Annotated in this window: 12 protein-coding genes; all 12 read left to right on the forward strand. The window is 45.2% G+C overall.

All coding sequences use genetic code 11. The annotated features are described in order from the left end of the window. Window positions 1-115: 115 nt before the first annotated feature. Window positions 116-1153 (forward strand): LPS O-antigen chain length determinant protein WzzB, encoded by a 1038-nt coding sequence (locus tag HMPREF2914_RS01005; protein ID WP_023091539.1) that lies wholly within the window; start codon window positions 116-118, stop codon window positions 1151-1153. 659 nt (window positions 1154-1812) lie between these two features. After that, entirely contained in the window at window positions 1813-3126 is a 1314-nt protein-coding gene (gene wbpA, locus HMPREF2914_RS01010) for a UDP-N-acetyl-D-glucosamine 6-dehydrogenase (protein ID WP_004350989.1), read from the forward strand. Between the two features lie 58 nt (window positions 3127-3184). Further along, window positions 3185-4132: a Gfo/Idh/MocA family protein gene (locus HMPREF2914_RS01015; RefSeq protein ID WP_004350987.1), complete on the forward strand. Its 948-nt coding sequence runs from the start codon at window positions 3185-3187 to the stop codon at window positions 4130-4132. A gap of 4 nt (window positions 4133-4136) precedes the next feature. Continuing rightward, on the forward strand, window positions 4137-4721 hold the full coding sequence (locus HMPREF2914_RS01020; protein ID WP_031627545.1) for an acyltransferase: 585 nt from the start codon (window positions 4137-4139) through the stop codon (window positions 4719-4721). After that, entirely contained in the window at window positions 4718-5800 is a 1083-nt protein-coding gene (locus HMPREF2914_RS01025) for a DegT/DnrJ/EryC1/StrS family aminotransferase (RefSeq protein WP_016263248.1), read from the forward strand. The genes HMPREF2914_RS01020 and HMPREF2914_RS01025 overlap by 4 nt, the downstream gene beginning before the upstream one ends. Next, window positions 5797-7029: a glycosyltransferase gene (locus tag HMPREF2914_RS31010; protein ID WP_004350982.1), complete on the forward strand. Its 1233-nt coding sequence runs from the start codon at window positions 5797-5799 to the stop codon at window positions 7027-7029. Before HMPREF2914_RS01025 ends, HMPREF2914_RS31010 begins: the two co-directional genes overlap by 4 nt. Next, window positions 7029-8456 carry a lipopolysaccharide biosynthesis protein gene (locus HMPREF2914_RS31015; protein ID WP_009313760.1) on the forward strand — a complete coding sequence of 476 codons (1428 nt, stop codon included), beginning with the start codon at window positions 7029-7031 and terminating at the stop codon, window positions 8454-8456. The genes HMPREF2914_RS31010 and HMPREF2914_RS31015 overlap by 1 nt, the downstream gene beginning before the upstream one ends. Window positions 8457-8531: 75 nt before the next feature. Beyond that, window positions 8532-9935 carry an O-antigen polysaccharide polymerase Wzy gene (gene wzy, locus HMPREF2914_RS31020; protein ID WP_170869074.1) on the forward strand — a complete coding sequence of 468 codons (1404 nt, stop codon included), beginning with the start codon at window positions 8532-8534 and terminating at the stop codon, window positions 9933-9935. A 5-nt stretch (window positions 9936-9940) separates the two neighbouring features. Then, window positions 9941-10831 (forward strand): glycosyltransferase family 2 protein, encoded by an 891-nt coding sequence (locus HMPREF2914_RS31025; RefSeq protein WP_023091540.1) that lies wholly within the window; start codon window positions 9941-9943, stop codon window positions 10829-10831. A 358-nt stretch (window positions 10832-11189) separates the two neighbouring features. Continuing rightward, window positions 11190-12155, forward strand: coding sequence for an NAD-dependent epimerase/dehydratase family protein (locus HMPREF2914_RS31030; protein ID WP_009313763.1), 966 nt, complete (start codon window positions 11190-11192; stop codon window positions 12153-12155). Further along, window positions 12152-13333 carry a glycosyltransferase family 4 protein gene (locus tag HMPREF2914_RS01040; RefSeq protein WP_009313764.1) on the forward strand — a complete coding sequence of 394 codons (1182 nt, stop codon included), beginning with the start codon at window positions 12152-12154 and terminating at the stop codon, window positions 13331-13333. The genes HMPREF2914_RS31030 and HMPREF2914_RS01040 overlap by 4 nt, the downstream gene beginning before the upstream one ends. Then, window positions 13330-13927: NAD-dependent epimerase/dehydratase family protein (locus HMPREF2914_RS31035; protein WP_139148194.1), on the forward strand; the 598-nt coding region annotated here is incomplete at its 3' end. The genes HMPREF2914_RS01040 and HMPREF2914_RS31035, both read left to right, overlap by 4 nt.

A 13927-nucleotide genomic window follows, 5' to 3' on the forward strand; every position in this document is an offset into this window, starting at 1 on the left:
GCACTCTCTTTGTCTTGGTGATAATGCACATCGGTGGAGTTGTAGCTTCTCGTTTCGAATAGCTTTAGTTCGGGGCTTGCGTGAGCTATAGAAGACAGATTATGGAGTTCCGACAATGGTAGCGTTGAAAGAAGAAAAAAACGGTGGCGGTGAAATTGATCTCGTGAGTCTTTTTCAGACTCTATGGAAGGGAAAGTGGATTATCCTGGTCGTAGCTCTTATATTTGGCATTGTTGCTGCTATATATGCCTATACAAGTAAGCCAGTTTATGAAGCCAGTATCGCCGTGTTGCCGCCCTCGCTGAGCAATGTTGCCGGTTTTAACCAGGGGCGCACCAAGGAGTCGGGTCTTCAGGCATTTAAGGTTCAGGATGTCTATTCCGTGTTCTTGCGCAATCTTCAAGCTGATGAGACTCGGCACCGCTTCTTCGAGAATGTCTACTTGCCGTCGCTAGGAGGTGAGAGGCCGGCGTCGCGCGATAGTCTCTATAGGTTATTTAATGAAAAGATCAGTATTACTCTGCCAGACAAGACCCAGCCGAGTCGCTATCGGCTAACAGTAGAACAGGAAGATCCTGAGCTGGCCGCTGAGTGGATCCGTCGCTATCTTGCCGATACGGCCGAACATTCCGTCCAAGAAATGGTTAAGAATGCGCACCGTGAGATAGAGGTCAAGGCTCGGGATGTCGATCAGCGGATCCAAACGCTACGTGAAACTGCTAAGTTACGCCGTGAAGATAGAATTGTGCAACTTAGAGAGGCTCTAAAAGTCGCGGATGCTGTGGGGTTGGAAAAGCCTCCGATGATAAGTGGGCAGGTATCTGAGCAGCTTTCGGCTATCATGAACGGTAGCTTGATGTACATGCGGGGCAGCAAGGCGCTTAGAGGAGAGATCGAGGCTTTGGAAAGTCGTGTGTCAGATGATCCTTTCATCCCTGCTTTACGAACTCTGCAGGAGCAGGAAAAACTCTATAGTAGTTTACGGGTAAACACCGACGAGGTTGCTGTGTTCCGTCAGGATGGTTCGGTTGAGACGCCCGATTCTCCCGTGAAGCCGAAGAAGCTTTTACTCGTCATGATGGGGTTGTTGCTCGGTGGTGCGGTGGGTGTCGTGACTGTCGTGTTTAATTCGCTCTATCGCAATAAGCGGTAATTATGGTTGGAATGGGCAGGGACGCCCTATCCGGCTGTGCCTCTCATAAAATAAGCCATATCATTCGATATTTTCCCTTTATTTTCTTCGAGCCCATGGCCTTTTCTGGAAAATGTAAGCACTCCTTTTGTTAAGTAGGTGGAGAAGCTGGAACACTTTTCTATTGAAGGGGATGAGCAGTGATCCTGCATTCATTTTCGCTCCGGATAACGTTGTTGAATGGATGGTAGCGCCTCTAGCGTCCAACGGGGAACGCTGCGGTCTAGTCAATTTTTTGACTATTTCTGCGGTCAGTAGCCAGCAAGGCTGGGGCTCGATCATGGGATTCTTCCAGAGTCAAGCAGCTTATCGAAGGAAGAGACTGTATATAATCGAACGGATTGGCGGTATGGCTCGTGTTGCCAGTGATGCTAGCTGTGACAAGGCAGGTAGGTTACCCTTTGCCTAGCGGGGCGAGCCTTGTACTTCAAAGGGCTAGCCTTGGAGTACAAGGCGCAAGCAGATATCTTGCTAGCCAGGTCAAAGATACCTGCATCCTGTCAAATGCGCTGTAAGGGAAACAGGGAGTGTCGGGTGGGTTTGGCTAGCGACTCCCTGTTCTGTAGTCATGATAACAGGTGGTTCATATAGGTCCTGTTACTACTTGCTGAGATGGAAATATGGAAAACCTGAGAGAAAAAGTTACTAGAAAGTTCAAGGATAAAGAGGCTCTTGTCGGGATCGTGGGGTTGGGCTATGTCGGACTCCCGCTTATGTTGCGTTATAATTCGATCGGTTTTAGAGTGCTTGGCATTGATATCGACGCCGAAAAAGTTAGAAGGCTGAATTCCGGTGAAAGCTATATTGAGCATATATCCGCGGAAAGCATTTCTCACGCTTGCTCTTCTGGTTTTGAAGCTACGACCGATTTCTCTCGGGCAAAAGAGTGCGACGCACTTATTCTTTGTGTTCCGACCCCGCTGAATAAATATCGCGAGCCGGATATGAGTTTTGTGGTTAATACGACGGAAGCTATTAAGCCGTATCTGCGTGAAGGACAAGTCGTCTCTCTTGAAAGCACAACCTATCCAGGTACCACTGAGGAGGAGCTGCTACCCAGGGTTCAGTCCGATGGGCTGGTCGTTGGGAAAAGTATATTTCTAGTCTATTCGCCAGAGCGTGAAGATCCAGGTAATCCGAATTTTGAAACCCGCACTATTCCAAAGGTAATTGGGGGGCATACCCCGGAATGCCTGGAAGTTGGAGTCGCTCTTTACGAACAGGCTATAGATAAAGTAGTTCCAGTGAGCTCTACCAAAGCTGCGGAAATGACCAAATTGCTGGAAAATATTCATCGCGCGGTGAATATCGGCCTGGTCAATGAGATGAAAGTAGTCGCGGACCGAATGGGTATCGATATTTTTGAAGTGGTAGATGCTGCAGCGACCAAACCTTTTGGATTTACCCCTTATTATCCAGGGCCTGGTTTGGGAGGGCACTGTATTCCCATCGATCCTTTCTACCTGACCTGGAAAGCACGCGAATATGGCCTGCATACTCGCTTCATCGAACTTTCTGGTGAAGTCAACAAGGCTATGCCGGAGTATGTAGTCAGTAAGCTAATGGATGGGCTGAATGAAAGAGGCAAGGCTCTTAAAGGCAGTCGCGTCTTGGTGCTGGGTATTGCCTATAAGAAAAACGTAGATGATATGCGTGAGTCTCCTTCGGTTGAGATCATGGAACTGATTCAGGCCAAAGGAGGCATTGTCTCTTATAGCGATCCCCATGTTCCCAGTTTCCCCAAAATGCGTGAGCATCACTTTGATCTTGCTAGTGAGCCTCTGACTGCCGAAAGGCTTTCTCGTTTCGATGCGGTTGTGTTAGCAACTGATCATGATCGGTTTGATTACGATCTTATCCATGCTCACGCCAGCCTGGTTGTAGATAGTCGTGGAAAATATCGGGCGCCATCGCAGAAGGTAATCAAAGCCTGATCCCACAGTAGTCAAGTAGCTACTTGGCTGCGGACATTGACTTCGTCAGAGATATTTCATGAAACGTTTTGCTCTCATTGGTGCTGCTGGTTACATTGCCCCCAGGCATATGCGCGCTATCAAAGATACCGGAAATGTATTGACATGTGCCTATGATATCAATGATTCCGTTGGGATAATCGATAGTATCTCTCCGCAAAGTGAGTTCTTTACGGAGTTTGAGCGATTTTATGACTATGCTTGGCGATTAAAGCGTAGGCCTGAGCAAGCTTTAGACTTTGTCTCTGTCTGCTCGCCTAATTACTTGCATCATTCCCATATCACAGCAGGTCTCCGTTTGGGTTGCGACGTGATCTGTGAAAAGCCTTTGGTTCCTAGTTCTGAATTGCTCGATGATCTTGCCATTGTCGAGCATGAAACCGGTCGTCGGCTTTGGAATATTCTCCAATTACGTCATCATACAGCAATTCTTGATCTGAAGAAGAAGGTGGAAAATGGCACCAAAACCCACAAGCATGAGGTTGACCTGACCTATATAACTAGCCGCGGCAAGTGGTATATGGAAAGCTGGAAAGGCGATCCCAGAAAATCCTTTGGAGTGGCCACGAATATTGGTGTGCATTTCTACGATATGTTGCATTTCATATTCGGTAGGTTGCAAAGAAATGTTGTTCACTACTCAAATGAATCTAAGGCAACAGGTTACCTTGAGTATGAAAATGCGCGAGTGCGCTGGTTCCTTTCCATCGATGCCAATGATCTTCCCGCCTCTGTGAAGGGTAAAAAACCTACTTATCGCTCGATTACTTGTGATGGCGTAGAAGTCGAGTTTTCAGAAGGTTTTACCGATCTGCATACGCTCAGTTATGAGTCGATTCTTGTTGGGGGAGGCTTCGGAATCGAGGAGGCACGTCATTGCGTAGAGACAGTGGAAACCATTCGCTCCCTCAAAGCAGTAAAAGCTGAAAATGAAGAAGGTCACCCATTCTTGGCTAAATTGGTGTGATGTTATGGGGTTTTATCAGCACGATAGCGCAATTGTTGACGAAGGGGCTCAAATTGGAGACGGTTCTCGAATTTGGCACTTCGTGCATGTGTGTGCAGGGGCTAGAATTGGCAAGGAAGTTTCTCTAGGCCAAAATGTGTTTGTTGGAAATAAAGTATCCATTGGTGATCGATGTAAAATTCAGAACAACGTATCTGTCTATGACAATGTTACTCTAGAGGAAGGGGTCTTTTGTGGACCGAGTATGGTATTTACAAATGTCCATAATCCACGTTCGCTAATTGAGCGAAAAAGTGAGTACCTGAATACACTGGTGAAACGTGGCGCTACCTTGGGAGCCAACTGCACCATTGTCTGTGGGGTAACTATCGGTTCCTTTGCTTTTATTGGGGCTGGAGCTGTAGTCACGTCAGATGTGCCATCATATGCGTTGATGGTAGGTGTTCCCGCACGACAAGTTGGTTGGATGAGCGAGTACGGTGAAAGACTTGATTTGCCGGTGAATGGAAAAGGTAAGGCTACTTGTCCACATACTGGGGATACGTATCGACTGTCTGCAGATGGACTGGTGAAGGAGTTGGTGGCGTGATTGACTTTATTGACCTGCGGGCGCAGCAGGCACGTATTAAAGATAAGCTCGACCTCGCAATTGCCCGGGTACTTGAGCATGGACAATATATACTTGGTCCCGAGGTGGCTGAGTTAGAGCAAAAGCTGGCCGATTATGTCGGGGTTCGGCACTGTATCAGTGTAGCTAACGGGACAGATGCCCTGCAGATTGCGCTGATGGCATTGAATGTAGGGGCTGGCGATGAAGTTATTACCCCGGGATTCAATTATATAGCCACTGCGGAAACAGCTGCATTACTAGGGGCAACACCGGTTTATGTCGATGTTGACCCTCGCTCATATAATCTAGATCCAAAGCTGCTGAAAGCAGCTATCACAGCAAGAACTAAAGCGATTATTCCTGTATCGTTGTATGGGCAGTGTGCCGATTTTGACGAGATTAATGAGATTGCAGCGGAGTATGGTATCCCTGTTATTGAGGATGCTGCTCAGAGTTTTGGTGCAATCTATAAAGGAAGGCGCTCCTGTAGTTTGACTAAAATTGCATGCACCAGCTTTTTCCCTAGTAAACCATTGGGTTGTTACGGTGATGGTGGAGCAATTTTCACGGAAGATGACGGCTTGGCCGAGGTCATGCGCCAAATAGCTCGACATGGCCAAGACCGTCGCTATCATCATATCCGGGTGGGAGTAAATAGCCGCCTTGATACCTTGCAGGCAGCTATCCTTCTTTCAAAGATGGAAGTTTTTGATGAGGAAATGCAGTTACGCCAAAGAGTAGCACAACGTTACAGTTCTTTATTGCAGGCTGCAGGGCTTGACTCTATGCCCTACATTGAGCCGTATAATGTTAGTGCTTGGGCTCAATATACTATTCGTGTGAATGAACGGTATAATGTTCAGAGCTATCTTAAAGATGCAGGTATCCCAACTGCTGTTCATTATCCTATCCCCCTGAATAAACAGCCGGCGGTTTCTAACGACAAAGCATATCTGCCAGTTGGGGATATGGTTGCAGAAGAGGTATTGAGTCTTCCAATGCACCCTTATCTCACTGACGAAGCAATTGAGACTATTGTTAAGGCTCTCGTCAAATGAGCAGTATTCTCATACTTACAAATGCTTTCCCTTATTATCCTGGGGAGCAATTTATTGAAGATGAGATAGCATTTTGGGCTGAGAGCTCATTTTCCGAGGTGTATATTTTGCCCGCCACTTGCGGAAAAGATAGAAGATGGCTGCCTGAGAATATAACGCTCTCAACCCCGATTCAAGAAAAATCGAGATTGAATTTGATTTTTAGAGCGCTTATTTCCGCTGTCTTCATAAAAGAGATTCGATGTTTGATAAAAGCAAGGGAGTTCAGCTTTTTAAAATTATATTATGCATTAAAAGCGTCGGCATTGACCAAGTCATCTGAGTTGGCGTTGCGCCAATTCGTATCCAATAATGGAAAAATCGATGTCGTTTATTGTTATTGGAATGATGTACAAGCTTACGCTTCTTGTTTGCTGAAGCAGGAAGGGTTAATCGGTAAAGTAATCTCTAGAGCTCATGGGTTCGATCTTTACGAAGAGCGACGCGCGCATGGCTATATGCCTCTGAAGCGACAGTTTGTTGATTGTTTTGATGCCGTATTTCTTCTTTCCGAACAAGGCAGAAATTATTATCAAGAGCGCTATTCTGCAGCCGATGAAAAACTCAAGATTTCTAAGTTAGGTGTACCCATTCCCAAAGGTGGTTCAAAAGTAAGTGAGGAGGGACTCCATCTGGTCTCTCTTTCTTCATGTATTCCTATAAAAAGAATTGACAAAATCATTTCCACTGTGAGGCTTCTTGCCCTTGAACACCGCTCCATTAAAATAAAGTGGACCCACTTGGGAGGAGGAGCTTTGAAGCTTGATCTCGAGTCTCTAGCCAGGACGGAACTAGGAGAGCTTGAGAATGTAAGTTTTCACTTTATGGGAGAAGTCGAAAATAAAGAAGCGAAAGCTTTTTTCCTAAATAATGCTGTTGATTTCTTTATTAATGCAAGCGAGTCGGAAGGTGTGCCGGTTTCCATTATGGAAGCGATGAGTGCTGGCGTTCCTGCAATTGCTCCTTGTGTAGGTGGAATCAGATCTCTGATAGATAATAGTTGTGGGCGGTTGCTTTCTGAAAACCCTACTCCCGAAGAGTACTGTAGCTCAATTTCCAAACTCTATCTGGGAGGAGACAGGAAAACAATGCGGGAAACGGCACGTAAAAAAATAGAGAAAGATTTTAGTTCTGAGCAGAACTATAGGTCTTTTATAAAAGAAGTAGAATATTTAGTAGAAGAAAAATAATGGTTTCTCGGAAGATAGCGGTTTTTGCTATAGGCTCTATCGGGTCGGCTGTTCTTGGTCTGATAACGCTCCCTATAATTACTTGGTTTTATTCCGCTGAAGATGTTGGCCGGATTGCAATGCTTCAAGTTGCCTCAAACTTCTGTGTTCTCCTTTTTTGTCTAGGGTTGGATCAAGCCTATGTGCGTGAATATCACGAAGAAAAAAATCGCTCGGCATTATTGAAATCTTGTCTTTTCCCCGGGTTGTTTTTTTTGCTTTTGTCTTGTTCTTTTTTGTTTTTTTATGATGCATCGATACTTTCTGATTTTATGTACGAGAAAAGCGATGGTCTACTTGCCTATCTGACAATGCTTTGTTTTGTTTTTGCATTGGTTTCTCGCTTCCTCTCCCTGATTCTGAGAATGCAGGAAAGAGCTCTTGCGTTCTCTTTGACTCAGATATCGCCTAAAATTCTTTTTTTGATCGTCATTGCGTCATTTTTTGTTTTTTCCATACCGGCCTCTTTTGTAAGTTTATTAGTGGCGCAAGCAATATCTATGTTTACGATCATGTCTATTTTTGCTTGGAATACCCGTGGTGAATGGAGACCATGGAATGCCTATACGTTGTACAAGACACAGTTTCATGAGTTGTTGCGTTTCGGTCTACCATTAGTTGTGGGCGGAGTGGCGGCATGGGGACTGTATGTCATGGATAGACTCTTTTTGCGTGCCTTCTCTACCTTTTCAGAGTTGGGGATATATTCAGTAGCGGTGAGTATCGCAGCAGGTGCTGGTATTCTTGGAAACATTTTTACGACCATATGGTCTCCAACGGTCTTCAAATGGGCTGCCGAGGGGGTTGATGAAAAGAAAATTGATGAAATATCGGAGCATGTACTGGCGTGCGTTTTCTATATATTTATAATAAGTGGGCTGTTCTCTTGGATGGTTCCACTTTTTTTACCTGAAGCATATGCGCCCATACAGTACATGATAACAGTATGTGTGGCCTCTCCCTTACTTTATGCTCTCTCAGAGGCAACGGCGATCGGCATCAGCATTTCTCGCCGAACCGGTCTTTCTATGCTGTCTTCTATTTTAGCTGCGTTAACTAGCTTCGGTGGTAATTATCTGTTGGTTCCTCTCTATGGAGCAGCTGGTGCAGCGGTAGCTACTGCTGTTGCGTTTTGGGTTTTTCTATTCTGCCGAACTGAGTTTTCGTGTTCGGTGTGGCGTAAGATACCTAGGCTTAAGCTTTATATGGTTACCTCTTTCTGCACTTTGACAAGCTCATTGATTTTGCTCTCCGAAGAAAAAAATCAGGCTCTTATCTTGGTTTTCTGGGCATTACTTGGATTGAAAGGAGCTTTCCTTTTCCGAAAATCTATTGGGCTTCTTCTTTCGGTGCTTATTTCTCACTATAGGAAAAGAAAAACATGTTGAGCAGAGGGCTGGTGATTTTATTCTGCTCTATGATGTTTAAAGAGGGTTCACTTTATGGTTAATCAAGGGGGCGTTGTGATCAAGAGCTCTAAAACTTTGCTCTTTGGCTTCTTGATTCTTGTTTTCCTTTTTGTCTGTTACTTTTTTAGTTTTGATGTAAGCTCCTATGTTGATGAGCTTTCGATAGCTTTTATAGTGCTTGCGCTTTTTGTTTATATTTTTCTCTCATTCCTTTCTTTAGGGTTTAAGCCCACCTCTTTGACAGTTCTTTTTTTTGTATCGACGGCTGTGTTCATTTTTGGGCGGTTTTTTTCAAAAATATTGAATCCCGATGTTGATATTTTTGCAATAGACTTTTTTGCTACATATAAACTAGCTCCTTATGATGGGGTGAGGCTTGGCTTTTTATCGATGATATTCCTGTTTTCAATGTATATGGGAGCTGTGCTGGGGCGGGATATCAAGTTTAAGCTAGGTAGTTCTGGCGGTGTAGAGGAAGGAGGGGGGCATTTCTCTCCCATGCTTCGCATGGTTATCTTTTTCTTGGTTGTCATTATCTGCTCGATAAATCTGTATGTAGAATACAGGAATTATGTGATTTCGTCATCTGATGGTTATCTGTCCCTATATTCTTTTCAGGGCGAGGCTTATGCCGGTGGTAAGTTTTTTAAAAGCCTCTTCTATATTGCACTTGGTTTGAGCTACTCATTTTGTCTAGAGCGTGAGAAGAAAATAATAATACTCTCGTTGTTTGTCATGGGGCTTTTGTCTTTGCTCGCAGGACAGCGAGGAGGGTTTGTTATTTCTCTATTCATGCTGCTCTGGGCATATGGAATAAACCATAAGGTCAGTTGGTTTGGCGTACTGGCTGCCTTTTCTTTGTTTTTTCTCAGCCTGGTTTTGTTTGGCTCTTTAAGTGCAAGGAGTTTGGCCGTTAATTTAGATAGTGGTTGGTTAGGGTTTGTCTCCAAGTTTCTATATGATCAGGGGATATCCTTGATGGTCTTTGATGTTTCTACTAAGGTTTCTGACTATCCTCTGGTGGCTACGATTCAGAATTTTGTCCCTGGTGCGTCTAGGCTTGCATCAATCTTCTATGACTTGCGCATGCAAGACGTGAGTTATGCAGACTATCTTGCATATCACCTCGATCCTGTTACATATCTCGGAGGGCTAGGTTTGGGATGGAGCCTACCTAGTACGTTTTATATATGGTCGTTCGAGCAGGTTTTTCTATTTTCTGCCTTTTCAGCATGCTTTGGTTTCTTGTTGAAAACCCTAGATAACAAGACCCTTTCCAGTTCATTTTTTCTGGGCCTGGCGGCTTGCCTGGTTTCGGTGATTATCATTCTTCCTAGAAGCCAGTTCTCTAATGTTATTCCTCTGGCGATATATTTTTGTGTATTTTTTCCCGTTTTTTCGGCTTTCGCAAAAAAGTCAAAATATATTATGAGTAGCCCGGTTAGCGATAGAGGATAAAGGACATGGGTGTAGATGTTTCAATTTTGATGCCGGTCTATAATGAAGTTTTGCATCTTGAAGAGGCTCTCCAAAGTATTTCTGAGCAGGGTGAAAAGCTTTCTATTGAGGTCGTCTGTGTTGATGATTTTTCTACGGATGGGACGTGGCAGTTGATGGAGCAGCTGCGGAATAAATATAGTTTTCTCAAGTGCTATAAGAATGAAAAAAAAGGTAAGAACAATGCCTTCAATTTTGCCTATGAGAGGTCTAGTGGAGGTGTTGTGGTGTTGTTGGCTGGTGACGATAAACTTGTACCTAACACCTTGAGAGCGCGAGTAGATCCAGTACTGGATCAAGATGAGAACTTTATTACTCTCTGTAAATATAGAACTTTTTCAAAAACTAAGTACCTAGATGGAATGGTTTTTCCTAAGGATAGAGAGTTAGGTTCTCTTTCGGGGGGGACAATAGCTTTCAATAGAAGATTTGCTGAGAGAGTCTTTCCTATTCCGCCTGTTCTTGGAAATGAGGATATGTGGATTAAGTGTCACGCCACCTATGCTGAAGACGTGAATGTTATCCATGTTCCAGTTGTTTCTCTGTTATATCGTTTGCATGATAATAATTCTTTAAAGAGAGATGTTGGGTTTTCTAAAAAAAACGAAATGATTTCGAAGAGATCCATTGTTTATAGTGTTTATCTAGAGAGATACAGGGGAGAGCTCTCGGTAGCGGTCTCCGCTTCGTTGGCTAAGCTCGCTGCTTTAGAAACTCTTCGTGCAAATCGATCCATTCTCAGCATTCTCTTCTTCAAGAATATTCCTCTTGTCGATAAGCTTCGAGCTATTGTTTATGCTTCGCCGTTGCTCCATTGGATTCATATTAGGCTGTTAAGATGGACCTCAAGAACTTGATTTGATTAAGTTAAAATCATACATCTGAGGCTTTTGTAGGAGCTTGCGATATAACAAGGATGGAGTGATTTTGAAGATCACATATATCTTGAATCGTTCGGACTTCATGGGAGATGCCAATGTACACTTGCTTGACCTCGCTCATGGGGCTCGGCGGGCTGGCCATGACGTTACAATTCTTGTAGGCAGGGATGGGGTCTTCTTTAAAAGTTTGAGAGAAAGAGGGATTTCTTGCTTTCCTTTGAAACATATAAAGAGAGACATTGAACTAGTATCTGATCCATTCGAGACTTGGCTGCCCAAGGGTTATTGGGATAGTTGGGGCCGAGGCGAGTTGAGATAGTCATTGGGATATAACATGAACATTTTGGTTACTGGTGGTGCCGGCTTCATTGGAAGCAAGGTGGTTTCGGAGCTGCGGAAGCGGGGTATGAATGTCCGAATCTCCTCAAGGAAGATGCAATCCATCGTTGGGGTTGATTGTGTGAAAGTCGACCTCCTCAACAGTGAGGTCGATCTCGACTTCCTGGTGTCCGACTGTACGGTTATTCTCAACTGCCTCGGAGAGCTTCAGGATGAGAGCAAGATGCATGCTCTTCACGTCGAGGCAACAGAACGGCTGATCATTGCTGCGAAAAGAAGTGCTCGCCAATCTGGTATGCCAGTGCATTGGGTCCAACTAAGCAGTGTGGGTGCATACGGTCCTGTTCTGGAAAAGGCCAACTCCGAGCGTATTGTCACGGAGGAAACCGCTTCTGCTCCGGTAGGAGTTTATGAATGCACCAAGACGATTGCCGATGAACTGGTGATGTCTTCCGTCGAAAATGGTGTTTTCAGCTATTCTATTTTGCGGCCGTCCAATGTATATGGTTCAGGAATGCCAAACGGGTCGTTGCGTCAATGGGCGCGATTGATCAAGGCGCACTGTTTTTTCTATGTGGGGCCCCCAGGATCAGTTTCTACCTATGTACATGTTGACGATGTTGTCGAGGCACTTCTGCTCTGCGCATTTGAGGAAAGAGCGAAGAATCAGATATTCAATATTTCCAATGATTGCACACAAGAGAGCCTAGTGGAGGCGATGGCAGGATTGCAGGGAGTCTCTCCACCTTTTTTGCGCTTCCCAGAAGCGTTGGCGAGAATGATCGCCTTCGTTTTTTCGGGGATAAAGATGTTTCCTCTGACATCATCTCGTATAGATTCCTTGGTGGCGCGCACTCATTACTCATGCAATAAGTTGAACCATATATTAGGTTATGTGCCTAGTCGTGATATAACAAAAGAAATATCTGAAGTTATTCTCGATAAGGAAGGCCGGCGTTGAGCTATTTCAATTCAAAGGGGGTTGAGGGCGTGCGCATTGCCAGGGTCTCTACTGTGACTTTTTTTGTTGAGACCCAATTGAGAGCTCAAATTTCCGCACTTGCCCATGCGGGGGCCGAGATCACGATTGTTGCTAGTGAAAAAGAGCTTTCTAAAAATATTGATAATTGCCGTTATGCTTCTATTGTAATTCCAAGAAAAATTTCTCCGCTTAGCGATCTCCTGGCTTTGTATAAACTCTGGCGATTTTTTCGAAAAGAGCGGTTTGACATCGTTCACTCTACCACTCCAAAGGCAGGTTTGTTATGTGCGCTAGCAGGAAAGCTTGCCTTCGTGCCCATCCGTTTGCATACTTTTACGGGGCAGCCTTGGGTGGGTTTAAAAGGTTTGAAATATCTTCTTTCCAAGGGCAGTGACAAGCTTATAGCGCTTCTCAATACTCATTGCTATGCGGATAGTATTTCGCAGCGCAAATTCATCATCGATAGCGGTGTTGCAGATGATGACGATATCTCGGTTATTGGTGAAGGGTCGCTTGCCGGAATTGATCTGAAACGTTTCGCGGCTTCGCGTTATAGCTTGAATGAAAGAGTTTCTCTGAAAGCTTCCCTGGGTATCGGAAGAGCCTCGAAGACTCTGCTTTTTGTTGGCCGTCTTACTCAAGACAAGGGTGTTTTGGAGTTATTGGCGGCTTTTGAGAGCTTAGTCGGAAATCATGATGTTTTTCTTATGCTCCTTGGGCCGCATGAGATGAGCGAAGAAGAGCTTTTGGCCGGTTTTTCTAGTGATCTCAAGGAGCGACTTATTCTTTTGGGGTTTTCTGATGAGCCGGAAAAGTTCATGGCTATAGCGGATATGCTGCTCCTGCCTAGCTACAGGGAGGGTTTCGGTACTGTGGTGATCGAGGCCGCGGCCATGGGGGTGCCGACTATCGGTTCGGATATCTATGGTCTGAGCGATGCCATTGTCAATGGTGAGACAGGCCTGCTTGTGCCAGTGAAAAACTCTCAAGCGTTGGCTGCGGCAATCGATCAGCTATTAGGTGATGAGCGACTCTGCAAGGAACTGGGGGAAAAGGCTCGGATTCGAGTGGAGAAAGAATTTTCCAGTCAACGTATTAGCAATCTTTTGATTGGAGAATATACACGGTTGCTGGAGAAAGACAGGGGAGACTCATGAGCAGAATCCTGGTGACAGGGGCCTCAGGTTTTGTTGGAAGGGCTTTGTCGGAGCAGTTGCAGCGTCTGGGGCATGGAGTCGTTGCCGCTGCACGAAGCACATCCTCTCGCATTCCTTCTTCTGTACGGTCTGTATTGACTGGTGACCTGTGTCCCGATACTGACTGGTCCGAGGCCTTGCAGGCGGTAGATATCGTTATTCATGCCGCGGCGCGCGTCCATGTGATGAATGAAACGCTTGCCGATCCACTTCAGGAGTTCCGCAAGGTGAATGTGGAGGCAACCTTGAACTTGGCGCGACAGGCTGCGAGCAAGGGGGTACGGCGCTTCATATTTATCAGTTCAATAAAGGTCAATGGAGAAGCTACAGAGGATGGGCGTCCATACAGAGCCGATGACGAACCCCGGCCGATTGACCCCTATGGCCTGTCTAAGCTAGAGGCGGAGAGAGGTCTTCTGGATCTGGCAGCAAGAACTGGAATCGAGGTGGTTATAATTCGCCCGGTCTTGGTTTATGGTCCAGGCGTCAAAGCCAATTTTCTCAACATGATGAAGGTTATTAAGGGTATCCGGAATTTCTGGTTGATAAAATGCC

The organism is Pseudomonas sp. HMSC067G02, assembly GCF_001813485.1.
In the GTDB taxonomy this organism is placed as follows: domain Bacteria; phylum Pseudomonadota; class Gammaproteobacteria; order Pseudomonadales; family Pseudomonadaceae; genus Pseudomonas; species Pseudomonas aeruginosa.

What these genes read in the sequence shown, in the direction of transcription:
- HMPREF2914_RS01005 (WP_023091539.1), top strand. Translation starts at nt 116, where the DNA reads ATGGTAGCGTTGAAAGAAGAAAAAAACGGTGGCGGTGAAATTGATCTC.
- wbpA (WP_004350989.1), top strand. Translation starts at nt 1,813, where the DNA reads ATGGAAAACCTGAGAGAAAAAGTTACTAGAAAGTTCAAGGATAAAGAG.
- HMPREF2914_RS01015 (WP_004350987.1), top strand. Translation starts at nt 3,185, where the DNA reads ATGAAACGTTTTGCTCTCATTGGTGCTGCTGGTTACATTGCCCCCAGG.
- HMPREF2914_RS01020 (WP_031627545.1), top strand. Translation starts at nt 4,137, where the DNA reads ATGGGGTTTTATCAGCACGATAGCGCAATTGTTGACGAAGGGGCTCAA.
- HMPREF2914_RS31010 (WP_004350982.1), top strand. Translation starts at nt 5,797, where the DNA reads ATGAGCAGTATTCTCATACTTACAAATGCTTTCCCTTATTATCCTGGG.
- HMPREF2914_RS31015 (WP_009313760.1), top strand. Translation starts at nt 7,029, where the DNA reads ATGGTTTCTCGGAAGATAGCGGTTTTTGCTATAGGCTCTATCGGGTCG.
- HMPREF2914_RS31025 (WP_023091540.1), top strand. Translation starts at nt 9,941, where the DNA reads ATGGGTGTAGATGTTTCAATTTTGATGCCGGTCTATAATGAAGTTTTG.
- HMPREF2914_RS31030 (WP_009313763.1), top strand. Translation starts at nt 11,190, where the DNA reads ATGAACATTTTGGTTACTGGTGGTGCCGGCTTCATTGGAAGCAAGGTG.